The organism is Klebsiella sp. K-Nf6, from assembly GCF_002806655.1.
Lineage (GTDB): Bacteria > Pseudomonadota > Gammaproteobacteria > Enterobacterales > Enterobacteriaceae > Klebsiella > Klebsiella variicola.
On sequence record NZ_PIBN01000004.1, the window covers coordinates 208568 to 234189 of the forward strand.

General features: G+C 56.9%; 22 protein-coding genes and 1 tRNA gene. 6 read left to right on the plus strand and 17 right to left on the minus strand.

The features are described 5' to 3' along the window. The 5 genes from CWM61_RS09400 to CWM61_RS09425 all read right to left on the minus strand — a co-directional run bounded on the left by CWM61_RS09400 (position 1) and on the right by CWM61_RS09425 (position 4514). Positions 1-678, minus strand: coding sequence for an SOS response-associated peptidase (locus CWM61_RS09400; RefSeq protein WP_100631135.1), 678 nt, complete (start codon positions 676-678; stop codon positions 1-3). A gap of 318 nt (positions 679-996) precedes the next feature. After that, a complete protein-coding gene (locus CWM61_RS09410) occupies positions 997-2118 on the minus strand; it encodes a hypothetical protein (RefSeq protein WP_226938777.1) in 1122 nt (373 codons plus the stop codon). A 236-nt stretch (positions 2119-2354) separates the two neighbouring features. Then, positions 2355-2431 (minus strand) — tRNA-Pro (locus CWM61_RS09415). A gap of 76 nt (positions 2432-2507) precedes the next feature. Further along, the gene (gene yejM / locus CWM61_RS09420; protein ID WP_100631137.1) at positions 2508-4268 is read right to left on the minus strand and encodes an LPS biosynthesis-modulating metalloenzyme YejM; all 1761 of its coding nucleotides are present in this window, start codon (positions 4266-4268) and stop codon (positions 2508-2510) included. Between the two features lie 18 nt (positions 4269-4286). Continuing rightward, complete coding sequence (locus CWM61_RS09425; RefSeq protein WP_004195346.1) at positions 4287-4514, minus strand: YejL family protein; 228 nt, start codon at positions 4512-4514, stop codon at positions 4287-4289. 186 nt (positions 4515-4700) lie between these two features. Between CWM61_RS09425 and yejK the strand changes: the two genes are divergently transcribed. Next, positions 4701-5708, plus strand: a complete 1008-nt coding sequence (yejK, locus tag CWM61_RS09435) for a nucleoid-associated protein YejK (protein ID WP_074388020.1) — start codon at positions 4701-4703, stop codon at positions 5706-5708. 10 nt (positions 5709-5718) lie between these two features. Here the strand turns inward: yejK and CWM61_RS09440 are convergent, their stop codons facing one another. Beyond that, a complete protein-coding gene (locus tag CWM61_RS09440) occupies positions 5719-6480 on the minus strand; it encodes a DeoR/GlpR family DNA-binding transcription regulator (RefSeq protein WP_074388021.1) in 762 nt (253 codons plus the stop codon). An 81-nt stretch (positions 6481-6561) separates the two neighbouring features. On the opposite strand from CWM61_RS09440, the gene CWM61_RS09445 reads away from it, so the two are divergent. Further along, a complete protein-coding gene (locus CWM61_RS09445; protein ID WP_074388022.1) occupies positions 6562-7158 on the plus strand; it encodes an NUDIX domain-containing protein in 597 nt (198 codons plus the stop codon). A 79-nt stretch (positions 7159-7237) separates the two neighbouring features. Here CWM61_RS09445 and rplY read toward each other — a convergent pair whose 3' ends face one another. Then, entirely contained in the window at positions 7238-7522 is a 285-nt protein-coding gene (gene rplY, locus CWM61_RS09450; RefSeq protein WP_008804000.1) for a 50S ribosomal protein L25, read from the minus strand. Positions 7523-7658: 136 nt separating this feature from the next. Then, on the minus strand, positions 7659-9416 hold the full coding sequence (locus tag CWM61_RS09455) for a DEAD/DEAH box helicase (RefSeq protein WP_074388023.1): 1758 nt from the start codon (positions 9414-9416) through the stop codon (positions 7659-7661). A gap of 147 nt (positions 9417-9563) precedes the next feature. Here CWM61_RS09455 and rsuA point away from each other — a divergent pair, with 147 nt between their 5' ends. The 3 genes from rsuA to CWM61_RS09470 all read left to right on the plus strand — a co-directional run bounded on the left by rsuA (position 9564) and on the right by CWM61_RS09470 (position 12151). After that, positions 9564-10283 carry a 16S rRNA pseudouridine(516) synthase RsuA gene (gene rsuA / locus CWM61_RS09460; protein ID WP_061153842.1) on the plus strand — a complete coding sequence of 240 codons (720 nt, stop codon included), beginning with the start codon at positions 9564-9566 and terminating at the stop codon, positions 10281-10283. Continuing rightward, the gene (locus CWM61_RS09465; protein ID WP_074388024.1) at positions 10280-11476 is read left to right on the plus strand and encodes a Bcr/CflA family multidrug efflux MFS transporter; all 1197 of its coding nucleotides are present in this window, start codon (positions 10280-10282) and stop codon (positions 11474-11476) included. Before rsuA ends, CWM61_RS09465 begins: the two co-directional genes overlap by 4 nt. 330 nt (positions 11477-11806) lie before the next feature. Then, positions 11807-12151 (plus strand): YejG family protein, encoded by a 345-nt coding sequence (locus CWM61_RS09470; protein ID WP_002912974.1) that lies wholly within the window; start codon positions 11807-11809, stop codon positions 12149-12151. Between the two features lie 3 nt (positions 12152-12154). On the opposite strand, the gene yejF is transcribed toward CWM61_RS09470, so the two are convergent. The 9 genes from yejF to CWM61_RS09515 all read right to left on the minus strand — a co-directional run bounded on the left by yejF (position 12155) and on the right by CWM61_RS09515 (position 23811). Continuing rightward, entirely contained in the window at positions 12155-13744 is a 1590-nt protein-coding gene (gene yejF / locus CWM61_RS09475; RefSeq protein WP_100631139.1) for a microcin C ABC transporter ATP-binding protein YejF, read from the minus strand. A gap of 1 nt (position 13745) precedes the next feature. Further along, entirely contained in the window at positions 13746-14771 is a 1026-nt protein-coding gene (locus CWM61_RS09480; protein ID WP_100631140.1) for a microcin C ABC transporter permease, read from the minus strand. Beyond that, a complete protein-coding gene (locus CWM61_RS09485) occupies positions 14771-15865 on the minus strand; it encodes a microcin C ABC transporter permease YejB (protein ID WP_100631141.1) in 1095 nt (364 codons plus the stop codon). Before CWM61_RS09485 ends, CWM61_RS09480 begins: the two co-directional genes overlap by 1 nt. A 9-nt stretch (positions 15866-15874) precedes the next feature. Beyond that, positions 15875-17680 (minus strand): extracellular solute-binding protein, encoded by a 1806-nt coding sequence (locus tag CWM61_RS09490; protein WP_100631142.1) that lies wholly within the window; start codon positions 17678-17680, stop codon positions 15875-15877. Between the two features lie 68 nt (positions 17681-17748). Then, on the minus strand, positions 17749-19311 hold the full coding sequence (locus CWM61_RS09495) for a cyclic di-GMP phosphodiesterase (RefSeq protein WP_100631143.1): 1563 nt from the start codon (positions 19309-19311) through the stop codon (positions 17749-17751). Between the two features lie 188 nt (positions 19312-19499). After that, the gene (mepS, locus tag CWM61_RS09500; protein ID WP_004201653.1) at positions 19500-20069 is read right to left on the minus strand and encodes a bifunctional murein DD-endopeptidase/murein LD-carboxypeptidase; all 570 of its coding nucleotides are present in this window, start codon (positions 20067-20069) and stop codon (positions 19500-19502) included. Between the two features lie 426 nt (positions 20070-20495). Next, complete coding sequence (locus CWM61_RS09505; protein ID WP_165784214.1) at positions 20496-21209, minus strand: phosphatase PAP2 family protein; 714 nt, start codon at positions 21207-21209, stop codon at positions 20496-20498. Positions 21210-21237: 28 nt separating this feature from the next. Next, a complete protein-coding gene (locus tag CWM61_RS09510; RefSeq protein WP_100631144.1) occupies positions 21238-22224 on the minus strand; it encodes a CobW family GTP-binding protein in 987 nt (328 codons plus the stop codon). Between the two features lie 120 nt (positions 22225-22344). After that, positions 22345-23811 (minus strand): mannitol dehydrogenase family protein, encoded by a 1467-nt coding sequence (locus tag CWM61_RS09515; RefSeq protein WP_100631145.1) that lies wholly within the window; start codon positions 23809-23811, stop codon positions 22345-22347. Positions 23812-24018: 207 nt separating this feature from the next. Between CWM61_RS09515 and uxuA the strand changes: the two genes are divergently transcribed. Then, positions 24019-25209 (plus strand): mannonate dehydratase, encoded by a 1191-nt coding sequence (uxuA, locus tag CWM61_RS09520; protein ID WP_061153852.1) that lies wholly within the window; start codon positions 24019-24021, stop codon positions 25207-25209. Positions 25210-25622: the final 413 nt, after the last annotated feature.

Genomic DNA, 25622 nt, shown 5'->3' on the forward strand with positions numbered 1-25622 from the left:
TTAGTTTTCATGCAATGGAGATATTAGATCAGGACCTTGATTTTTCACGTTGCCTACCGCCCGCGATACTGGATGCCAAGTGAAATGGTCTGCTGACAGAGCGCCATCTGCAATTATGTCCTCTGCCTCTTTCCCGCCAGGATCCTGTCGCATCCATTCTCGCGCTGCTTCCGGCGTCAGGACCAGCGGCCGTCGGTCGTGAATATCAACAAGACCCTTATCAGCCGCTGCGGTTACAATCAAAAATCCCTCTGCTTCATCCCCGCGTTCGAAAGGTACGCTGCCGATAGCAGCCATAAAAATCGGTTGACCATCCTTACGATGGATGAAATAGGGCTGTTTCTTGTCACCTTCCTTTTTCCATTCAAACCAGCCGTCTGCAAAGCAGACCGCTCTACCTTGTTGCCAAAGCGGTTTAAACATCCTGCTGGTGGCTGCGGTCTCCACCCGGGCATTAATCAGCGGTGGTTTATCCCACCACCCTGGCGCGTAACCCCAGTGGATCGGATCGAGGTGCAGCTGTTCGTCTCGTTCGCTCAGGAGCAAAACTTTAGTCCCCGGCGCCACGTTGTAACGCCCAATCGGCTCAGGGTCGTATGCGATGTCGCGCTCGGCTTCATCCGCTAGGTATGCCAGATATTCTTCACGCGTTTGTGATTGAGCAAAGCGTCCGCACATGGTTACCTCCAGTAGTCATTCTGAAAGTATAGAAGACAGAAAATTGAGCTTTTCTTAGGGAGGAAAATAACCCCGGAGTAGTTGTTATTGATGGGGTTTCTCCCCGGTTTCACCCCACTCACTCCCAGCGCAAAAACTCATCTTGAGGACCTGACATCAGGGAGAAAAGAGCCCCTGCCGAGCCAAGAGGACAATTGCCAACCAACTGTATTCGGTGTGATCACGTATATAGTCAATGATGCGCGGTCACGGGAGCTCGACGACAGCTCTGTTAGGTGATTAAAGGGCCATATGCCTCAAAGGATATGACCAAATACTTTACTTTTTGGGTTTTGTCGGTTCACCATCAGCTACAGAATCTGCCTCTGAATCCGTAGACTCCGGCTCAGCGGCATCGCTTTGAATTTCTGTTGGCTGAATGATATTAATTAGCTGGCCTGCAGATACGTGTCCATTCTCTGTGACTTCTAAATAAGAGATCTCGAGAGTAGACTCTGTTGCTACTGCGCTGGAAAACACCAAAAGCTCATCAGTTGAAGTTATATCGGCAGTGGTTTTGATAGTGAAACCTTCACCGTTAGAGGCCCTGATAACTGAAATGCTGATGTCTTGATTGGTAGCCCCTGAGCGAGATATGCCTCGAATATAAAACTCATCCTGACGTGTATTTTTTATCCGTTCAACAGACTGCCGCTGAGTGTATGTATTAAGATGTGCACGATCGATTACTTCATCACCGAGCTTGACTGTTTTGACCTTAGGGTCTTGGGCAATATTTTTCAAAAACTTTTTTCTACCATCTTCACCGTGCGCCAAAACTTCACGGCTGACAGTCGTCTGACCTGTTTTTAAGAGCTCTAAGGTAGACTTTTGCGATTCAAGTACTGCCCCGGTTGCCTCTTTGACTAAAGAGATCTGATCAGAAGATGACTGGCGCTGGGTTTCCCAATATTCATCCGCAACTTTCCAGCCAACTGTGCCGGCGGCAATCACAATAGCAACCAATGCGCAAAGCGCCTGTCTGCCATTCATTTTACCGATTGCTTCTTTGATCACCGAAACTGCCCCATTCACAATTGCATCTGATTGACCATCTGCTTGGCTTGAACCTTCACTTATATGGTAAACAATATCAAGCAAATGTTTGTCTGAGTTTGTTAACTTTTGCCTGTTATGTGTGTCGTGCCGGATGACTGTAAATGCCTTTTGAATCTCATTGGTTAGCTCAGCCATCCCGAACAGCATTGAGGCTGTCAACGAAGAGCTGTATCTCTTCTTGTCCCCTTTCACATTGATGCTGATCGTGGGCCAGCCTTTGAACTCTACGTCAGGGAAACAGAACTCATCAGAGTCTAAATCCTTTCGTCCCATCATTTTTGAGATGAAAGCTTCAAACTCACATTCATTTGTTATTAAAAATTTTTCAACTGCGGCAGTCATTTAACCCTCTTTAATTCTTAAAAGATAACCCAGAGATACAGGGGTTTAAAGGAACATCATAGCCGCAGAATTAAGTAAAAAATATATGTGGATTTTTTCAGGTATCTGAGTGGTTACATAGGGGGTACGCATAGAAGTTTTGACGGGGTTTCACCCCAGTTTCACCCCATAAACTCCCCGTTCGAAAAGCAGGAATGTAAAAACCAGCCTTAAGAGGCTGGTTTAATTGGGATTTTTGGTCGGCACGAGAGGATTTGAACCTCCGACCCCCGACACCCCATGACGGTGCGCTACCAGGCTGCGCTACGTGCCGACGCGTGGGGAACAATATTACCCGTTCCCCGAGCGAATGCAAGCGGGTCGCGCGCGATTGATTCATAATTAATCAATCAGTTAGCGATAAAGCGTTTTTCGTCAGTCAGGACCTGCAGCAACAGGCTGAGCTGCGGTTTCTGATCTTTAATTTTCTCGCCGTCGCGGCTCCAGGTGGTATAGGTGCCGTTATGGTTGAGGACCACGGTGATAGTCGGGGTGGTAATGGCCAGCGTATCGCCGTTGGCCGCGGTGACCCAGTTACGACGCCGTACGGCGCTGAACAGATCTTCACCCTGCGAGTACTCATTGGCTGGCGTCGAAACGTGGAGCAGACGCTGCATCAGCGTGGTCATCACATCTTTGTTATCGGTCAGCGTGGCAATTTCCTGGGCCGGCGTGCCTGGCCAGTGAATAACCAGCGGTACCTGCAGCTGCTCGCGCGACCAGTCGAACGGGTCGTGTTTGACGTTAAGCGGCTTGCCGTGGCCAGCGGTGATAATCACCACCGTGTTGTCGAGCTTGCCGGCTGCACGTAGCGCGGTCAGCACCCGATCAATCTGGGCGTCGACGTCACCTGCCGCCTTGCTGTAACGGCGGACAAAGCCCTGTTGCTGCGTGTCGTCGAGGGTCGTACCGTTGAGCGAGATCCACGAGAACCAGCGATTCTCATCCTGCGCGTAACGGTCCAGCCAGCCGATCCATTGATTGGCCGTCTGCTCGTCGCTCTGGGTCTTCGCGCTCGGTAGCGAGAAGTCGGAGAGCAGCGCCTGACGATAGAGCGGGCTGCTAAACCCATCGGAGGAGAACAGGCCCAGCTGGTAGCCCTGCTGGTTGAGGGCGGTGATCAACGCGGCGGGAATACGCGCCGAGAGGACACCGTCCATATAGCCTGGTGAAATACCGTAGAACAGGCCAAACAGGCCGCTGTCGGCGGTATTACCCGAGCTCATATGCTGGGTAAAATTGACGTTCTCTTTGGCGAACGCCGCCAGCGCCGGCATGGTCTTTTCAAACCGCGAGTAGTTCAGATTGTCGACGGTGATCAGCAGCACGTTGTAACCCGCGCCGAGGTCACGGTAACGCAGGTTGCTGAGCGGATACTGGACCGATACCGCCTCCGGCGCCCCTTGTTCCACCAGGCGACGCTGATAATCCTGGGCGTCGAGCAGGCCATGTTTCTCGAGGAAACGGCGGGCGGTCATCGGATAGGAGAGCGGCAGATTCGCCCGCTGCATTGTGATCGGGCGATAGAAATTGGCATCCGCCCAGATATAGACCAGGTGGCTGCCGACGAACGACAGAAAGAAGAACCAGGCGACCGGGCGGGCGTAATGGCGGCGACGCGTCAGGCTGCGCAGTTTCTGCCAGCTCCAGGTGGCGAAGAGCATTTCAATCAAAAAGATGACCGGGACGCTGATAAACATCAGTTGCCAGTCGCGCGCCATCTCATTCTGGTCAGGGTTAATGACCAGCTCCCAGACGACCGGGTTTAAGTGAAGATGGAAGCGGGTGAAAACCTCGCTATCTATCAGCAGCAACGTCATCCCGGCGGTGGCAAGGATCACCGACAGGAAGCGCATCAGGCGCTGCGAGACCACGATAAAGGTCAACGGGAAGAGGATCAGCACATAGCTGGTAAACACCAGGAAGCTGAAGTGTCCGACGAGACTGACGTACGAAAAAAGTCGTCCGGCAAGCGTCGTCGGCCAGTCGGCGACAAAAAGATAGCGGCTGCCGAGCACCATGGCCAACAACATGTTGAACAGGGCGAACCAGTGCCCCCAGCTAACCATCTGGGAGACTTTTTCTCGGTAGGGCTGACGTAGAGTCACCATATACTGTTGCTGTTATCCTTAATGCGCCGGATCGTCGTTAATGGAAGACTGCAAAGCCTGCGCGAAAGAACGGGCGATGGCCTGACGCTGCGCCGGCGCGACGCTACTGTTGATCAGGTTGGTCACCATATTGCCTAACACCATCAGTGAAAGGTCAACCGGGGCTTTGTGTGATTCCAGGACGTTCGTCAGCTCACTGAGCAACTGTTCGACCTGTTGATCGCTATAGCGGGAAATTTGCGGCATAAACTCAAAATCTGTTTGTTCGTGAAAGGGCAACATATTACCGTAGCAGCAGCTTTTTTTCCGCATTTTTTCGCCGCGGCGCAAAAGCGCACCGATCGTCGGTAACAACGTCGAAATGTGTGGCGCCAGTTGCGTCGGCAACCCGGCGGTGGTTGAATACCGCCCGGTCTAAAAGGAGAGTTTAACATGAGTCTGGATATCGACCAGATTGCCCTGCATCAGTTAATCAAACGTGATGAACAAAATCTGGAGCTGGTGCTGCGCGAGTCACTGCTGGAGCCGAACGCGACGGTCGTCGAGATGATGGCTGAACTGCACCGGGTCTATAGCGCCAAAAGCAAAGCCTATGGCCTGTTCAATGAAGAGAGTGAACTGGCGCAGGCGCTGCGTCTGCAGCGTCAGGGGGAAGAAGAGTTTCTGGCGTTCAGCCGCGCGGCGACCGGTCGTCTGCGCGATGAACTGGCGAAATACCCGTTCGCAGAAGGGGGCATTGTCCTGTTCTGCCAGTATCGTTACCTGGCGGTCGAGTATCTGCTGGTGGCGGTGCTCAATAACCTGAGCAGTATGCGCGTCAACGAAGAGCTGGATATCCGCTCGACCCATTATCTGGATATTAACCATGCTGATATCGTCGCGCGCATCGATTTGACCGAGTGGGAAACCAACCCGGAATCGACCCGCTATCTGACCTTCCTGAAAGGGCGGGTAGGGCGCAAAGTGGCCGACTTCTTTATGGATTTCCTCGGCGCCAGCGAAGGGCTTAACGCCAAAGCGCAGAATCGCGGCCTGCTGCAGGCGGTGGACGACTTTGCCGCCGATGCCCAGCTTGATAAATCCGAGCGACAGAATGTGCGTCAGCAGGTCTACGCTTACTGCAATGAACAGCTGCAGGCCGGGGAAGAGATTGAGCTGGAGTCGCTGTCCAAAGAGCTCGCCGGCGTCAGTGAGAGGAGCTTCCAGGAGTTCACTGCCGAGCAGGGCTATGAGCTGGAAGAGAGCTTCCCGGCGGATCGCAGCACCTTACGCCAGCTGACCAAGTTTGCCGGCAGCGGCGGCGGATTGACCATTAACTTCGACGCCATGCTGTTAGGCGAGCGCGTGTTCTGGGATCCCGCCACCGATACCCTGACCATTAAGGGTACCCCGCCGAATCTGCGCGACCAGCTGCAGCGCCGGACGTCCGGCGGTAATTAAGTCCCACGCGCTATCGCTGAACGGGGATGATCTCCACGCCGCACTGCACCAGCTGCTGGCGCAGTGCGGCGTCGGGTTCACCATCGACGATAAGCATACTGGCGAGGCTCAGTTCGCCGATGGCAAAGGCTGACGCGGCGTTGAGCTTCTCCCGGGACGCCATCACCACGGTTTCCGCCGCTCTGGCCGCCAGTGCGCGTTTGATGCCCGCTTCTTCATAATCACCGGTAGTGAAACCTGCCCGCGGGTGGATGCCGGTCACCCCCATAAAGAACAGATCGGCATTGATCCGCGCCATACCCGCCAGCGTCTCGGCGCCCACAGCGACGACTGAATGTTTAAACACTTTGCCCCCGAGCAGGATCACCTCGATTCGCGGGTGGTCGACTAGCGCCACGGCAATACCGGGGCTGTGGGTGACCACCGTACAGCTCAGCTCCGCAGGTAAAAAGCCGATCATCGCTGCGGTGGTGGTGCCACCATCGACAATCACCACCTGTCCTGGTTGGATCAGCGCGGCAGCGGCGCGCGCTACCGCCTGCTTGGAGGCGATCTGCACGCTTTTGCGCGTTTCAATAGGCGCAATGGCGGCAGAAACCGGCAGTGCGCCGCCATGGACCCGCTGTAGTTTCCCGTCCGCCGCCAGCTCGCGCAGATCGCGGCGAATGGAGTCCTCGGAGACGTTAAATCGCTGACTCAGTTCCCCGGACATGACCTGTTTTTCCTCAGTGAGGATCTGGAGGATCTGTTGTTTTCTCTGACTGGCGAGCATCGATTTTCCTTCACGGCTGATCTTGTTTGTGCACGATTATGCATGTTATGGTGCCGTCTGTCACCTCAAAGGGGAAATAACATGCAAACTCACGCACCGCACGTCCGCCACGTTCGCGAGACGCTGCTCTCTGACAACTGGTACATCCTGAAAAAATATACTTTTGAACTGCTGCGCCGGGACGGCCGCTGGCAGGAGCAGAGCCGGGAAGCCTATGACCGCGGCAACGGCGCGGTCATTTTACTCTATAACCGTGAGAAGCGGACGGTGGTCCTGACCCGTCAGTTCCGTTTTCCGGTGTTTACCCACGGCCACGATGGGTATCTGATTGAGGCTGCCGCCGGGCTGCTGGATAACGCCTCGCCGGAAGCGCGGATCGTTGCCGAAGCGGAAGAGGAGACCGGCTTTCGCGTGACGCGTATCGAACCCGTCTTCACTGTCTTTATGAGCCCAGGCTCTGTTACTGAGAAGCTCTACTTTTTTATCGCGGAATATCAGGCTGATGATCGTCGGGGCGACGGCGGCGGGCTGGCGGCAGAAGGTGAGGATATTGAAGTGCTGGAGTGGCCGCTGGCGCGGGCGCTGCAGGCTATTCGCGATGGCGAGATCATGGATGCTAAAACGATAATGCTGTTGCAGCATCTGGCACTAAATGCTGACACGCTCCTCGCCGGCTAAGGCCGTGGGCGGTGCAGATAACAAAACGCCCCGGAGCCAAAGACTCCGGGGCGTTTGCCATACAACTTGCTATCGGCGATTACGCGCGAACGAAGTCGATGTGGGTCAGTTTCGGCTTGAACGCGTGACGCTGAACAGCCTGAACTTTCACTTTCTCTTCTTTGCCATCGATAACGAGGGTCACAACTTCGCCGTAAAATTCAGCTTTATCCTGCATGTTCCACAGTTTGTCGTGATCCAGTTCGATAGCAACCGGAGCAGCTTCGCCACCGTAGATGATTGCCGGGAACTTGTTAGCTGCGCGCAGGCGGCGGCTCGCACCCTTACCCTGCTCTTTACGTACTTCTGCGTTGATAGTAAACATTGATGTCTCTCTATATATAAAGCCTGCAACAGGCGACCCAGCTGCAGGCAGATTATCTGCTTTGCGAATGCAAAAGCGGGCGGCATTATAGCCGCCAATCGGCACAGCGGCAATCAAAACCTCAGTTTTTGGCGGATTAACGCAGCTCATTGGCGCGACGGAAACGGCCCTGATAATCGAACACTTTTTCCCGCACCTGCCAGTATTGCCCCTTCATTCGGGCGACGACAAAGTCAGGATGGCGCAGCAGCGCCTGCTGGGCAATGATATCCGCCGGGGTTATCCAGCGTAACGGCACGCCCGGCGTACGGGTATGCGGGCGGATAAACAACTGCTCAAAGGCGGTACGCTGGGCGGGCGTTTGCAGACGGAAGCGCTCACTCACGTCGGCGCCGTCCTCATCATAGTAGGTGATTTTCAGCCACGGGCCTTTCTCGTCGCTACCGTGCTGCATAGCCATGCCGCTGCAGCGCAGCACCAGCGCGTCCTTTAGCTTTAGCGCCGCCTTCAGCATATCGTCCGGGTCGACCAAAATCGTGTCGCACTCGCGGCAGCGGCGGGCAGCGATATCGTTTTCCGCGTTGCACTGCGGGCAGTTTTTGAAGCGAAAGCGGAAGTCGCACTGTTCGCGGTGGCCGTCATCATCTTCAAACCAGCCCTGGCAGCGGCGGCCAAAGTGTTCAATCAAGGTGCCGTCGGCGGTGGTTTTGCCCCAGAAGGTGTTGGCGAAGCCGCAGGCCGGGCAGAAGACCTGCACCGGAACGTTGTCGCTTTTCCCCTTCGGCGTCCCCACTTCCGGGGCGTACAGATCATGCGGGTTGCCGGCGTAGTCGAGGATCAGGCAGTCGGTTTTGCCCGGCGCCAGGCGCAGGCCGCGGCCAACGATCTGTTGGTAAAGACTCACCGACTCGGTGGGGCGGAGGATGGCGATCAGGTCAACGTGCGGGGCGTCGAAGCCGGTGGTCAGCACCGCGACGTTCACCAGATAGCGATACTCCTGCGCTTTAAACGCCTCGATGATGCGATCCCGCTCTGGTCCAGGCGTTTCCCCGGTGATCAGCGCCGCTTGCGCCACCGGCAGCAGGCCAGTCACTTCCCGGGCGTGTTCCACGGTGGCGGCAAAGATCATCACCCCTTTACGGCTTTCGGCGAACTCCACGATCTGGCTGACGATATGCGGCGTAATGCGCTGCTGTTTTTTCAGCTCGTGGTTAAGATCGGCTTCGCTGAACAGGCCGTTGCTTTGCGCCTGCAGACGGCTGAAATCGTACTGCACCACCGGCATATCAAGGCGTTCCGGTGGCGTCAGGTAGCCGTGCTTAATCATATAGCGCAGCGGCAGCTCATAGATGCAGTCGCGAAACAGCGCTTTCTCGTCGCCGCGAACCATGCCGTGATAGTGAAACTGATAGATCCAGCCCTTGCCGAGGCGGAACGGGGTGGCCGTCAGGCCGAGCAGCCGGAGCTGAGGATTCACCTGCCGCAGGTGACTAATGATTTGCTGATACTGGCTGTCGTCGTCATCGCTGATGCGGTGGCATTCATCGACGATGAGCAGCGAGAATTCACTGTGAAACTGGTCGAGATTACGCGCCACCGACTGCACGCTGCCGAACACCACTTTGCCATGGCTCTCTTTACGCTGCAGACCGGCGGCAAAGATATCCGCCTCGAGGCCAAGGGCGCAGTATTTCGCATGGTTCTGCGCCACCAGCTCTTTGACGTGGGCCAGCACCAGCACGCGGCCGCGGGCCAGCCGGGCGAGCTCGGCGATCACCAGGCTTTTGCCCGCGCCGGTGGGCAGGACAATGGCCGCCGGCTCGGTATGGCGACGAAACCAGGCGAGGGTGGCGTCGACAGCTTCTTGTTGATAGGGGCGTAATGTAAAAGTCATGAATTCACGGGGCTAATTAACTCGCGAATAGTATGCCACGAATCTTTTCCCTTGAGTGGTGTTAAGAGCCCGTTATACTAGCCAGTGAAATTCTTCTTTTTCGGGCGAGTTGCCCGCTCCAGCATTATTACAGGCTAAAAAAAACTCATGCGACTTGATAAGTTTATCGCTCAGCAGCTTGGCGTCAGCCGGGCTATTGCCGGGCGTGAAATCCGCGGTAGCCGCGTTACCGTGGACGGCGACATTGTGAAAGATACCTCTTTTAAGCTCCAGCCGGAGCACGAGGTGGAGTATGACGGTAACACGCTGACCCAGCAGCACGGCCCACGTTACTTTATGCTCAACAAGCCGCAGGGTTACGTCTGTTCCACCGACGATCCCGATCATCCGACGATCCTTTATTTCCTCGATGAGCCGGTGGCGCACAAGCTGCATGCCGCCGGGCGCCTGGATATCGACACCACCGGACTGGTGCTGATGACCGATGACGGCCAGTGGTCGCACCGCATTACCTCGCCACGCCACCACTGTGAAAAAACCTATCTGGTGGAGCTGGAAAGCCCGCTGGCGGAAGGGACCGCAGAGCTGTTTGCCAAAGGCGTCCAGTTACATAACGAAAAAGATCTCACTAAACCGGCGGTGCTTGAAGTCATCACCCCGACCGAAGTGCGTCTGACCATTAGCGAAGGGCGCTACCATCAGGTGAAACGTATGTTCGCCGCCGTGGGCAACCATGTGGTTGGCCTGCATCGGGAACGCATCGGCGACATCCTGCTGGATGACGCGCTGGCGCCGGGTGAATATCGTCCGCTGACGGAAGCGGAAATCGCCAGCGTGGGCGCCCCGCAAGCACGGAGTAAAACGTGACGGTGAAGCAGAATTCTTCTGTGGGAATTGTGTTTATTCTCGGCCTGCTGGCCATGTTGATGCCGCTGTCGATCGATATGTATCTTCCGGCGCTGCCGGTGATCGCCGCCCAGTACAACGTCCCGGACGGCAGCGCGCAGATGACGCTCAGCACCTATATCCTGGGCTTTGCGCTGGGTCAGTTGCTGTACGGGCCGATGGCAGACAGCCTTGGTCGCAAACCGGTGATCCTCGGCGGGACGCTGGTGTTCGCCGCGGCGGCGGTGGCCTGCGCCCTGTCGCAGACCATCGATATGCTCATTGTCATGCGTTTCTTCCACGGTCTGGCGGCCGCGGCGGCCAGCGTGGTGATCAACGCCCTGATGCGCGATATCTATCCGAAAGATGAGTTTTCACGGATGATGTCGTTTGTCATGCTGGTGACGACCATTGCGCCGCTGGTGGCGCCGATGGTCGGCGGGGCGGTGCTGGTCTGGTTTAGCTGGCATGCCATCTTCTGGATCCTCGCGCTGGTGGCCCTGCTGGCCTCGCTGATGATTGGCCTGTTTATCCGCGAGACGCTACCAGCTGACAGGCGTCTGCCGTTCCATCTGCGCACTACGCTGGGTAATTTTGCCACCCTGTTTCGCCACAAGCGGGTGCTGAGTTATATGCTGGCGAGCGGTTTTAGCTTCGCGGGCATGTTCTCTTTCCTCAGCGCCGGGCCATTCGTCTATATCAATATTAACCACGTCGCGCCTCAGCACTTTGGCTACTATTTTGCGCTGAACATTGTTTTTCTGTTCCTGATGACCATGTTCAACAGCCGGTTTGTGCGGCGGGTGGGGGCGTTGCGGATGTTCCGTGCCGGGCTGTGGATCCAGTTTGCCATGGCGGTCTGGATGGTGGTTTGCGCGCTGCTCGATGTTGGCTTCTGGTCACTGGTGATCGGCGTGGCGGCCTTTGTCGGCTGCGTATCGATGGTGTCGTCTAACGCTATGGCGGTGATCCTCGATGAGTTTCCGCATATGGCGGGCACTGCTTCGTCGCTGGCCGGAACGTTTCGTTTTGGTATTGGGGCGATCATCGGCGCATTGCTGTCTATGGCAACGTTTACCACCGCCTGGCCGATGCTGATCTCTATTGCCTTCTGCGCAACCTGTTCTATTTTCTTCTCGCTTTACGCTTCCCGTCGGCGAAAAATCGCACACTAGGTCACATTTTCAGGGGCGAAATCGCCCCTTTCTTGATACATGTCAACCAGAATGAGCTTCAGGGTTCTGCGATTTGTTTCCTTTATGTAAAATCAATTAGTGTAAAAAGTCGCATTGTTGCGATAAAAAAGTTGTTTTGGATCACAGAAACGGGTACATATAGCGCCAATCGGCTCGCCGGGTAAAAAAATAAAGCGCTGGATTATAAGTGCTTAACCCTGGCCCGCCGCGGCTGTAAACGTTTTCTGCGTCAAGGCAGGACTATTTGTCAACAGTGTGTTAATATTGATGTAAATTTATTGTGAAGCTTTTTGCTTCCGGGGAAACCACGTGAATACACAACAACTCTCTATCGTACACCGTCTGCCGCAGAGCTATCGCTGGCTGGCCGGTTTTGCGGGTTCCAGAGTTGAACCGATTCCGCAAAACGGCGCGCAGAACGAGAACAGTCTCGTTGCCCTGAAGTTGCTGAGTCCGGACGGTGAGAAAGCCTGGCCGGTTATGCATAAGCTCAGCCAGGCGTTAAGCGACATCGAAGTCGACTGTTCAGTCCTTGAGTGCGAAGGCGAACCCTGCCTGTTCGTTAACCTGCAGGATGAGTTCGCCGCCACCTGTCGTCTGAAAAATTTTGGCGTGGCCATCGCCGAGCCCTTCTCCGGCAACAACCCCTTCTGACCGTCAGCTCAGCGCCAGCAGCTGGCGGGTATACTCGTGTCGGGGTGCGCTGAAGACGGACTTGCACTCGCCCTGTTCAACCACCTCTCCCTGACGCAGCACCATCACCTGATGACACAGCGCCCGCACCACGCGTAAATCATGACTGATAAAAATATAGGCCAGCTGATGCTTTTGCTGTAATGCTTTCAGCAGATTCAGGATCTGCGCCTGAACGGTTTTGTCCAGCGATGAGGTCGGCTCGTCGAGGACGATCAGCTGCGGCTTGACGATCAACGCTCTGGCGATGGCGATACGCTGCCGCTGGCCACCGGAGAACGCCGCCGGGTAGCGCTGGCGGCTGGCCGGATCGAGGCCGACCTCCTGCATGGCGAGGATCACCGCCTGTTCGCGTTCCGCTGCCGTCAGCGTCGGCTGGTGGACGCGCAATCCTTCTTCAATAATCTGCTGCGCCGTCAGGCGCGGATTGAGCGACGAGTTCGGATCCTGAAAAACCACCTGCATTTGTCGGCGAAGCGGCAGCAGCTGTCGACGGTTACGCCCCTGAATCGGCTGGCCGGCAAAGGTTATCCTGCCCTCGGATGAGATCAGGCGCAGCAGCGCCAGACCGGTGGTGCTTTTTCCCGATCCCGATTCGCCCACCAGCCCCAGCGTCTCGCCGGCGCGCAGCCGAAAACTGAGGCTGTTGACCACCCGATGGTGATCGACCACCCGGCGCAGGATCCCTTTGCGAACAGGAAACGCCACGTTTAAATCGTCCGCCTGCAGCAGCACCGGGGCATCGACGGCCAGCGGCACTGGCTCACCGTCTGGTTCGCTATCCAACAGGCGTTGGGTGTACGGATGCGCTGGTGCGCTGAACAGCGCCCGACAGTGATTTTGTTCCACACAGCGGCCGTTCTGCATCACCGCCACCCGGTCAGCCAGCTGACGGACAATGCTCAGGTTATGGGTGATAAACAGCAACCCCATGTTCAGCTCCCGCTTCAGCTCGCGCAGCAGCTGCAGGATTTGTGCCTGCACTGACACGTCGAGGGCGGTGGTCGGCTCATCGGCGATCAGCAACTCCGGGCGCGTCAGCAGCGCCATGGCGATCATCACCCGCTGGCGCTCGCCGCCGGAGAGCTGATGCGGATAGTCCGCCAGCCGCCGCGGTGCCTGACGGATCCCAACGCGCTCCAGGCAGTCGAGGATCTCCCCGCGCGCCGCCTCTTTGCGCATTCCCCGGTGTAACGACAGCACCTCATAGAGCTGTTTTTCCAGGGTATGCAGGGGGTTGAGCGACACCATCGGCTCCTGAAAGATCATCGCGATTCGGTTGCCGCGCACACCGCGCAGCGTGGCCTCATTCGCATGCAGCAGCGACTGACCATGAAAGCGGATATCGCCGCTGGGGTAGCTGGCCGGCGGGGTGGGGAGCAGCCGCAGCACTGACAGCGCGGAGATGCTTTTTCCGGAACCGGATTCTCCCACCAGCGCCAGCGTCTCACCGACCGCCACCTCGAGCGACAGATTATGTACCACGGTCTGCGTCTCGCCCTGCTGGCGAAAGGCAATAGAGAGATTGTCGATAGCTAACAGCGGGTGGGTCATATTACACCGCCTTACTTGGGTCAAAGGCGTCGCGAACCGCTTCACCAATAAAAATCAGCAGCGTCAGCAGTACGGCGACGGAGAGAAACGCGGCAATGCCCAGCCAGGGCGCCTGCAGGTTGTTTTTTCCCTGCAGCAGCAGCTCCCCGAGAGAGGGGGAGCCGAGCGGCAGACCGAAGCCGAGAAAATCCAGCGACGTCAGGGTGGTAATGGAGCTGCACAGGATAAAAGGCAGGAAGGTGAGGGTCGCCACCATTGCGTTAGGCAACATATGCCGCAGGATGATCTGCCGGTCGCTGACCCCTAGCGCCTGCGCTGCCCGGATGTAGTCGTAGTTGCGGGTGCGAAGAAATTCAGCGCGCACCACGCCCACCAGCGTCATCCAGCCAAAAAGGACGGTGATTGCCAGCAACCACCAGAAGCCAGGCTGCACGACGCTGGAGAGCAGGATAATCAAAAACAGCGTCGGCATCCCTGACCAGACCTCGATAAAGCGCTGGCCCCAGAGGTCGATTTTGCCGCCATAGTAACCCTGTATCGCCCCGGCCAGCACCCCCAGCACGCTGGAGAACAGCGTCAGCAGCAGACCGAAGAGCACTGAGATGCGCGTACCATAGAGGATCCGCGCCAGCACATCGCCGCCGTTGGCGTCGGTGCCGAGCCAGTTGCTGGTCGAGGGCGGCGACGGAAAAGGAACCGTGCTGGCAAAATTAATCGTCGTTGCGCCGAAGCGTACCGGCGGCCAAAGCGCCCAGCCGTGGGTGGCCAGCTGGTGCTGCAGCCAGGGATCCTGATAGTCGGCGGCGGTAGCAAATGCGCCGCCAAAGGTTTGCTCGGTGTAGTTTTTTAACACCGGAACGTACAGCTGGCCCCGGTACTGCACCAGCAGCGGACGATCGTTGGCCAGCAGCTCAGCGCCCAGGCTGCAGAGGAAGAGAATTAAAAACAGCCACAGCGACCTGTAGCCGCGACGGTTATGGCGAAAGCGCGCCCAGCGGGCCTGATTAACGGGACTGAAGAAAGACATTAGCGGCCCTCAAAATCAATGCGCGGGTCGACCAGCGTATAGCTGATATCGCTGATGATATTCAGCAGCAGGCCAATCAGTGTGAAAATATAGAGTGTGCCGAACATCACCGGATAGTCGCGGGAGACCGTCGCTTCATAGCCCAGCAGACCCAGGCCGTTCAGCGAGAACATCACTTCGATCAGCAGCGAACCGGTAAAGAACATACTAATAAAGGTGGCCGGAAAGCCAGCGATCACCAGCAGCATGGCGTTGCGGAATACATGTCCCCAGAGGATCTGTTTCTCACCGACACCTTTGGCGCGGGCAGTGACCACATACTGTTTGCGGATCTCATCGAGGAAGCTGTTTTTGGTCAGCATGGTCAGGGCGGCAAAGCCGCCAATCACCGTCGCCAGCACCGGCAGGGTGATGTGCCACAGGTAGTCGAGGATCTTCTGATACCAGGGAAGGGTGTCGAAGTTCGGTGAGACCAGACCGCGCAGCGGGAAGAGGTCGAAATAGCTGCCGCCGGCAAAAATCACGATCAGCAGGATGGCGAACAGAAAGGCGGGGATCGCATAGCCAATAATAATCAGCGTACTGCTCCAGATGTCAAAGCGGCTGCCATTGCTGACCGCTTTGCGGATACCCAGCGGAATGGAAACCAGGTAGATAATCAGCGTACTCCACAGCCCGAGGCTCACCGAGACCGGCAGGCTGTCTTTAATCAGCTGTAGTACTGAGGCGCTGCGAAACAGGCTGTCGCCAAAATCAAAGCGCAGATAATCGCCCAGCATCTTCAGGTAGCGCTCGTGCAGCGGCTTATCGAAGCCGTAGCGGTGGGTGATCTCGGCGATGACTTCCGGATCAAGGCCCCGCCCGCCGCGATAGTGCCCCTCGCTGATGTTCCCTGCGCCGGTGCGGGCATGGCTGGCGCCCATCCCGCCGTCGCCGGCACCCGGCATCCCGCCGTGCTGACCAAACTCTACGGCGGCGATGGCCTGGTCGACCGGGCCGCCGGGCGCGATTTGCACTATAAAAAAGTTAATGGTGATGATGGCCCACAGGGTGGGGATCACTAACAGCAAACGGCGGATCAGGTAGCTGCCCATGGGATGTCCTTAACGTCTGTCCGCGGGGAGGGTGGCCGCTTTGTTCACGTCGTACCACCAGGTATCGAGGCCTGACGAATAAATGGGGCGGGTCTCGGGGAATGAGAATTTATTCCACCACGCGGTGCGGTCCTGCGCCATATACCACATCGGCAGCATGTAGTTATTCCAGGTGAGCACACGGTCCAGCGCCCGACCGAGGGGGATCAGTTTCTGCTTATTGCCCTGCCACTGCAGGATCTGTGCAATCAGCTTATCCACCACCGGGCTTTGCACCCCCGGCGCGTTATAGCTGGAGTGAATATAGTCTGACGCCCAGGAGATTTGCAGGTCGGTGCCGGGCCAGGGCATGGCACGCCACAGGCTCGGCATCATGTCGTAATCGCGGCTACGGCGGCGGTTGCTGTACTGCGAGTTATCAACCTGACGAATATCCATGACGATCCCCAGGCGCTGCAGGTTGTGCTGAAACGGCAGCACCCAGCGGTCATTGCCTCCGGCTGGCATCAGCACCTCAAAGCGCAGCGGCTTGCCGGTGGCGGCGTTGATCCGGCGCTGATTTTTTACCGTCCAACCCGCCGCATTGAGCAGGGCGTCGGCTTTGAGTAAGTTGTCGCGGTCGAAGCCATCGCCGCGGGAGACCGGCGGCTGGTAAACCTGGCTGAAGACCTCGTGGGGCAGTTCGTTTTTCATCGGCGTCAGCAAGGCCAGCTCGGCCGTGTCGGGCAGGCTGCGGGCGGCATATTCGGTGTTCTGGAAATAGCTGTTGGCGCGCTGATAGGCGCTGTAAAACAGCGCCTTGTTCATCCATTCAAAATCGAACGCCAGAGTAATCGCTTCCCGTACCCGGCGATCGGCGAATACCGGACGCTGAATATTGAACGCCAGCCACTGGGTATCCTGCGCCGAGGTATTAGTATGCTCATCTTTAATAATGTAGCCGCGGCTGAAGTTGCGACCGACGTAGCGGGTGGCCCAGTTTTTGGCGACCGTCTCTTCCCGGCGATCGACGGCTCCCGCTTTAAAGGCTTCGAAAGCGACATTGTCGTCGAGATAATAGTCATAGCGCAGCGTATCGAAATTCCAGCGACCCCGGTTGACCGGCAGATCGGCTGCCCAGTAGTCGGCGACCCGTGAATAGGTGATGTATTGCCCCATTCGCCAGGCGCTGATGCGGTATGGCCCGCTGGCCAGCGGCGGCTTTGACAGCGGGTCGCTGAGTTTGTGCTGGCGCCAGAATGCCTCAGGCATCACCGGCAGGCTCAGCAGGCTCAGCATGTTCTCTTTGCCGGGCTGCCCGAGGTCGATTCGTACGGTCAACGGGGTGATGGCCTTAACGGTGGTGCCTTTATAAAACAGGCGGAACTGCGGCACCCCTTCAGTCATAAACTTGTTGAAGGTAAACGCGACGTCCCGGGCGGTGATTGGCGTGCCGTCATGGAAGCGGGCGCGCGGGTTGAGAGCGATCTCCATCCATGAATAATCCTCAGCATAGCGCGCGCGCTCGGCAATCAGCGGGTAGTAGCTGCCGGGCTCATCATCCGAGGTAGTGAACAGGGTATCGTAGAGCGCCTCAGTGCGCACGGCGGGATTGCCGCGCAGTGCGTAGCGGTTGAAGTTGTCAAAGGTGCCGATCGCCGCCAGGGTGAGGGTGCCGCCTTTTGGCGCCTCTGGATTGGCATAATCAAAATGGCTGAAGCTGGCGGCGTATTTGGGTTCACCGATAATCGCAAAGGCGACGCTTTCTTTTATAGTTTGCGCCTTAGCGCTAAGGCTAAACAGAGCAAGCAGAATTAAAAAGAGGCGCGCATACATAGGCGGCAGAATACCTTGTCATGGTCGGCCCCCATAGCCGACCTCTGTTCCCGCATCATATGTGAGACTTAGCGCGTTGTGAAATAATTCGCAGGTTCATCATGCGCGGCGACCAGCGCCTCCAGCGATAGCGGACGGCTTATCCAGTACCCCTGCAGGAAATTGACGCCCTGGGCACGAAGCCATTCCGCCTGTTCCTGGGTCTCCACTCCTTCAGCGACGGTCATTAATTTCAGCCGGCGGCTGAGGGTCAGTACCGCATCCAGCACCGGCGAGGTCACAGTTTCGGTGCCAATCGCCTGCACAAAGCCGCGATCGATCTTCAGATAATCGAAGTTATAGCGTTCGAGATAAATCAGCGCGCTATGCCCGGTACCAAAATCATCTATCGCGATTTCAAAACCCTGCTGGTGGAGCCAGGCGAAGTTAGCGATCGATTTTTCTTTATCAATCATGGCCCGCTCGGTCACCTCCAGCACCACGTGAAAATGGTCGGCGGGCAGCGCGGCGGCAAAGCGCAGCATATCGTCGCGGAAGCTGTCAGCCTGCAGATGGGCAGGGGAAATATTGAGCCCCAGCTTGACGCCGCGCGGCAGGATCCGTTTAAGCACTTGACCGTCGCTGGCGATCAGCGCCAGCAGGTGATGGGTCAGCGGCACGATCATCTGCTGGGTTTCCGCCAGGTTAATAAAGACGTCGGGCGGGATTTCACCCACCACCGGATGGCGCCAGCGCATGAGCACTTCCACGCCGCTGATGCGCAGGGTCTGGGCATTCACGACCGGCTGATAGACGACGTAGAACTGGTTATTTTTGATCCCCAGCAGTATCGATTTTCGCGGATCGGATTTGATCGTCAGCACGTAATAACAGAGCAACCCCGCCAGCAGGCCGCACACTACCCCGAGCAACAGGGCAAACTGTGTATTTTCCGCCAGCCAGCTGTTGGCATACAGGTAGACCTTCAGCGGTAAACCGTCGATCTGTACCTGGCGGATCGGTGCGTTGTCCAGCGTTTGCGGATCCACCAGCCGGTTACTGAAGGTGGAGATGGCGGTATGGCCGATGGCCAGCGCTATACCGCTGAAATCATTTTGTCGTGCGGAATAGAGGATATAGGGCGTGAGGTTAGCGTTAATCGATACGAAAATGCCGCTGTTTGCATCATCGGGTTTGCTGACCCATAACGCCAGCGCTGCGCTTTTCGGCATCATCGGCGTGCCCGGCAAAATCGCCATATCAACGGGTTTGTGAATATCGATCGCCGGGATAAGCTGACTGAGGGGCGTATTCATGGCCCCTGTCGCCGAGGAGCAAAAGACGACGCCGTTTTTGACCAGCAGAAACGCGCGAACGTTAGGGCTGAAGGCGGCATGGGAGGTGAGCCCGGAGTCGATGTTTTCGCAGGGCTGATCCACCAGCGGCTGCAGGCCGTCAATGGTCTGACGGAGATCGTAAAAATAGCTTTTCAGGTAAGTGTTAACGTTGTTGATAATGGCGTCGAAACGCTCTGCCCGGTTATGGTAGATCACCATGAACTGAATGCAGCCGGCCAGCAGCGCGACGATAACCCCCACGCAGAGGCTGGTTAACCAGATTTTACGCTGGGGCGAAAAGTAGCGAGTAAGCATAGCTATAGTCTTTCCGTGTTATTGAATCGCATCAACGGGTTGTCAGTCGTCGTTTTTCTCATTCCCACTTAAAAGACATAGCTTATTTTGCGTCGTTCAGAATCAGGTGGCAAAAAAAAACACTGCCGGGGCAGTGTTTTTTTATCCCGCCTCCAGCCAAGGGATAACCGGCGGCGGTAGAGGACAGTTTACGAGCGGCTCAGAACTCGACGCGCTTCGTTGTAGCGCTTTTTCCAGTACGGTTCATCCATGCTGGAGATGGTCACCCCGCTGCTGGTGGAGGCGTGAACGAACTGGTTGTTGCCGAGATAGATCCCGACGTGGCGGCCCGTAGAGCCGGCGCGGAACAGAACCAGATCGCCAGTACGCAGCTGGGTACGGGAAATCGATTTTCCGGTTTCCTGCTGTTCAGAGGTTGAACGCGGCAGTTCCAGACCAAATTGTTCGCGGAAGGTGCGCTGCACGAACGCCGAGCAGTCGATACCTTTGCGAGTGCTGCCACCGAGGCGGTAACGCACGCCTTTCCAGCTGGCATACTGATCCATCAAACGGGACTTCACGTCCAGGTTACGGACCATCGTTTCAAATTCATCCTGAGAGGCTTGCAGTGATGATAAATCGCCACTACCCACAGCATGCGTCTCAGAATGCATATTTCTGGCGGTACTTGTTGAACTACACGCGGAAAGCAGAACCGCTACTGCAATCGCGGGGGCTACCCGCAAGATGTATCTCAAAATCGGCTGAGATTTGACCATGCTGTTTATTTTCCCTTGTTGTCCTTAACGACAATGTCGTTATAAAAAATGCCAAACGTGTTAGAGCCTAAATACCCATCCGCAATGAGACAATTCCTTAAGCTTAAATTTGTGCAGTCACGCACAAATTTATTCATGCTCTGAATTAATGTTGCGGAAAAGGCAAAACGTGAACGAGATTACCCTATCAAACGCCGCATGGCGAGCGGTTTTGCGCGATTTCTTATAAGTATTTTGGTGACAAAAAGTGAATCATCGGGAAAGGACAAAATAGCGCCAGTATCGGGTAAAAAACAGACAATTCCTTCATTTGTCACGGGATTAATGTGACAAGAAGATGAACATCATGTTGAAAAAAAGCACAATTGAAAAAGGGGACCCAAAAGGTCCCCTTATAGATAATGACGCCAGGCGGCGAGCACGGCATTATTTGGTCGATATTCCGCCGGGCAGGGAGCGATCGAAAAGGGCGATCAATTTATCGCTCAGCGGTGTCATCAATACCCACGGCGCGCCAATCAGGACGGCGGTCAGGGAGCCCACGGCAATATCGCTGAACCAGTGAGCGCCAATCATGACGCGCGGGAAAGCAAAGACCACAAATATCACCAGCGCCACGGCCAGCGCACGACGGCCGAAATAGCGCCACATAAAGCTCGCGAAGATCAGCAACATCATCCCATGATCGCCAGGGAAGCTGTCCTTTGAGGCATCCTTGGTGGGGAAATTGACGACATCGCTGACGCGGGTGATATCGTCGAAAAACAGCGATGGACTGGCGCGCTGAACCGGCATCAGGTGCTGCGCCAGCTGGTTAATGATCACCGCCGCCAGCAGCATCACCAGGCCCATGATGGCAATCTGACGACGGCCCGCCGCCGACGCTTTAAGCCAGTAACTGAGCATCAGGCAACCCATCGCCAGCAGCGAGCAGGCGTCGAAGGCGCGATTGTTGATGATCGCCAGCAGCCAGGCATAGGCGTGGCTGACGCTGACGCCATGGTTAAAGAAATGGAAGATCGCAGAGTCGAGCGGCGACCACGCGCCGTGGTTGGCTGGTAAATACCAGGAACAAAATAGTGCCACACCCGCGATGTTAAGCAGCAGGATTAAAGGAATTCGGTTTTTCATCATAGCCATTGCGATTCTGTAACAGTCGGCGGCAACCTTAGCCGTCGTAACTTAAACGAAGCCTCAACAGTGAGGTCTGGAGCGCGTTCCAGTCGGCTTCGTTCGCCGAGATAAGCTCGATCCGGCTATCGGGTGGGGCGACGCTCAGGGTCTCGATATGCAGATCCTCGCCCTGGCGGTTGATCCTCACAGCCCCTTCGGCAATGCGCATCACACCTTTGACGCGTGCCACAGGTGCCAGCCGTGCCCATTCGAGCAGGCCGATGGTCTCGAAGACCGTTTCCGCGTCGAAAATCCAGCCGCAGGCCTGATAGCCCTGGCCGCTGTTGAGATGGCGGCGCCAGCGCTGGTGCTCAGGCAGGCTGAGTGCGGCGAGACCGCTGGTCGGGCGAGAGTGGTGAACATGCTCCGCACTCGCCGGCAATGGGGCGGTGTTGCGGCGCGGTTCATCGAGCAGGGCGAGGTCGATATTGCCCTGGGTCGCCGACACCTGACGACGATCGCCGCCCCAGCGCAGCCACCAGTCGGCCAACGCCTGGGCGCTTGCGGGCGTTTCCCGATCGTTTTTGTTGGCCACAATGATGTCCGCCGCCGCCAGCTGATCGCGGAAATTGTCATTGTTGACGACTTTCTCATCCAGCAACTGGCGGGGATCGAGGATGCACACTGTGGCGCGCAGATCGATCCAGGGTTCATACACTGCTGCGGTGAGGATATCGAGGATCTGCTTCGGGTGGCCAAGGCCGGTGGGTTCGATCAACAGACGATCGGGTTTACCCTGGCGCAGCAGGGTATTCAGTCCAACCTGCATCGGCAGGCCGTTGACGCAGCACATGCAGCCGCCGGGGATCTCTTTGAGCAGGGCGCCGCTGTCGGCCAGCAGCGCGCCGTCTATCCCGACTTCACCAAACTCATTCACCAGTACGGCCCATTTTTCATCCGCAGGTTTCTGTGCCAGCAGATGAAGAATAGAGGTCGTCTTACCGCTACCGAGAAAGCCGGTGATCAAATTGGTTCTGGTCACTCTTTTCTCCAGGATAAATGTAATGTTGTAACAGTTACGCCTATCCTGACGAAAAAAGGGAGAAAAGAGAAGACCTGAGGCGGACAGAAGCGGATTCTGTCCGCATAAGCGCAAATATTGTTAAGAATTCAGCGCGCGGGCCACGGCCTCGCGGGCACCGTGCGTCGTCAGCTGCTGCCAGGCGGTGCGGATCCCGGCGACAAACTGCGCGTTGTGCGGCAGGTCGCGGCCAAATATTTCCTCCAGCCCGAGCAGCGCATCGACGCGCTGTTGCTCATCGCTCTGCGCCACCCGCTGCTGGATCTTGTCGACCAGCGGATCGCGCACGTCGATCGTCTGACCCGCATCGTCAGTACCGCTGACGTAGCGCATCCAGCCGGCAACGCCGAGGGCCAGCAGCGGCCAGCGGCTACCGCGCTCAAGATGCACGCGGATGCCGTCGAGCATACGCTGGGGCAGCTTCTGGCTGCCGTCCATGGCGATCTGCCAGGTGCGGTGTTTGAGCGCCGGATTGCTGAAACGGGCGATCAGGCTGTCGGCATAAGCCTCCAGATCGACGCCGGTAATGGTCAGCGTCGGGGCCTGTTCGTCAAGCATCAGCTGGCGAGCTGCCCGGCGGAAGACGTCATCCTGCATGCAGTCGCTGACGTGCGCATGACCTGCCAGATAGCCAAGCCAGGCGAGGAAAGAGTGACTGCCGTTGAGCATCCGCAGCTTCATTTGTTCCCAGGGCAGCACGTCGACGGTCATCTGCACGCCTGCCGTCTCCCAGGCGGGTCGTCCGGCGACGAAGTGGTCTTCGACCACCCACTGAATGAAGGGTTCGCAGCTGATGGCGCAGGGATCGTCGACCCCCAGCACGGCGGCGATTTCCGCCAGCGACTCGGCGGTGGCAGCGGGAACGATCCGATCCACCATGGTGCCCGGGAAGCTGACGTTATCGGCGATCCAGTTCGCCAGCGCCGGGCTGCGTTTTTCCGCCATGCCGAGGACGGCATTTTTCACCACGTGGCCGTTGTCGGGAATATTATCGCAGGAGAGCACGGTAAAGGGCGGCAAGCTGCGTTCCCGGCGGCGGGCCAGCGCTTCAACTAATATACCGGGAGCCGACTGCGGCAGCGTCGGATTCTCCAGATCGTGAATGATGCGCGGATGCGTTGGATCCAGCTTGCCGGTCGCCGGATCGATGCAATAGCCTTTTTCCGTGATGGTCAGTGAGACAATTGCCACCTGCGGCTCGCAAAATTTTTCGATAATTGCCGCCAGTGAATCGAGCCTGGCGTTCAGACATTCGTGCACCGCGCCGATAATAATGGGCTGATTACCGTCGGCGCCTTTTTCCAGCACGGTAAACAGGTGGTCCTGCTCGCGAAGCTGGCTCATCAGCGTATCGCCGCTGAACAGACTGATTTCACAGATCCCCCAGTCGCCACCGACGTTATTCAGCACGCGATCGGTCAGCAGCGCCTGGTGCGCGCGATGAAACGCGCCAAAGCCGAAATGGACAATACGCGAGCGGAGCTGGCTGCGATCGTACTGAGGACGTTGCACGCTTTCCGGTAGCGTAGCGGTTGCAATTGTTGTCATTCTTCATACACCTGTTTAACTGCTTATTAACATTGCTAGTCTAAAGTTATATGACAGGAAATTAAATTGGTAAGCCGAAATTATCCGCTGACTGTGAGCTGGATCAATCAATGCGCCGGCACTGTTTGCAGCCTGAGCAGAAACATGTATGGTAGTCGTCATGAGTGTCGCCATTATTGGTATAACAACTTTTGTGAGGGCATAGCGATGGAACAAACCTGGCGGTGGTATGGGCCGAACGATCCGGTATCGCTTGATGATGTACGGCAGGCAGGGGCGACCGGCGTCGTGACTGCGCTGCACCATATTGCAAACGGTCAGGTCTGGCCGGTAGACGAGATTAAAGCGCGTCAGGCGCTGTTAGCGGCAAAAGGGCTGACCTGGTCGGTCGTCGAAAGCATTCCGGTCCACGAGGATATTAAAACCCATAGCGGGCAGTATGCGACCTGGATTGCCAACTATCAGCAGAGCATCCGCAACCTCGCGGCCTGCGGCATCGATACCGTGTGCTACAACTTTATGCCGATCCTCGACTGGACGCGCACCGATCTGGAATATGAGCTGCCGGACGGCTCCCGGGCGCTGCGTTTCGATCAAATAGCCTTCGCCGCCTTTGAACTACATATCCTTAAACGCCCGGGCGCGGAAGCGGATTACAGCGAAGAAGAGCAGCGCCAGGCCGAGGCCTGGTTCAAGGCGATGAGCGAAGCGGATATTGAGAAACTGACCCGCAATATCATCGCCGGCCTGCCGGGGGCGGAAGAGGGTTACACCCTCGACCAGTTCCGCGCGCGTCTGGCGGAATATGACCACATCGATAAAGCGCAGCTGCGCGACAATATGGCCTATTTCCTGCGCGCCATCGTGCCGGTGTGCGAAGAGGTGGGGATCCGTCTGGCAGTGCATCCGGACGATCCGCCGCGGCCGATCCTCGGCCTGCCGCGTATCGTGTCGACCATCGAAGATATGCAGTGGCTGAAAGAGACGGTGGACAGCATCAATAATGGCTTCACCATGTGTACCGGGTCGTATGGCGTCCGCGCTGATAACGATCTGGTGAAGATGGTGGAAACCTTTGGCGATCGCATCCATTTCACCCATCTGCGCTCCACCTGCCGTGAAGCGAACCCGAAAACCTTCCACGAGGCGGCGCACCTTAGCGGCGACGTCAATATGGTGGCGGTGGTGGATGCGATTCTGCGTGAAGAGCAGCGGCGTAAACAGGCTGGCGATCTGCGTCCGATCCCGTTCCGTCCGGATCATGGTCATCAGATGCTCGACGATCTGCGCAAGAAAACTAATCCAGGCTATTCGGCGATTGGCCGTCTCAAAGGGATGGCGGAAGTGCGTGGCGTCGAGCTGGCGCTGAAAATGACCAAATACCCTGAACTGCTGTAATCGCGGTAATAGGGGTTAATAAAAAGGACAGCCAGCGGCTGTCCTTTTTTACTGTTGGGGCGTCAGCCTGGTCGGGTAAGTGAAGCGCCACCCGACAAAATAACGGCGCAATGGGGTAGATACTGTGATCGGTTTGCAACAGTGTCGACCCTGGAAAAACCTGTGTTCTCTGTTATTTCCGGGCAGATTGCGCTCCCGATATTTCTTCTGCGTTATGTCACTCATGGTGCAGGGAGCGCACAGGGGGCGGCCAGTCGCCGCCGCCCCCTGTACCCCCTGGCTCCGGCCAGCAACATCGCCACTGCGTGGTACCTTCGACTTATCCCTGCAGGCTTCGGGTCGGGCCGAGGCAGCGTCCGTGCAAAATACGGCCCTCAGCCCGCATCCATGCGGGCTGCCCCGGCCTTCCGGGA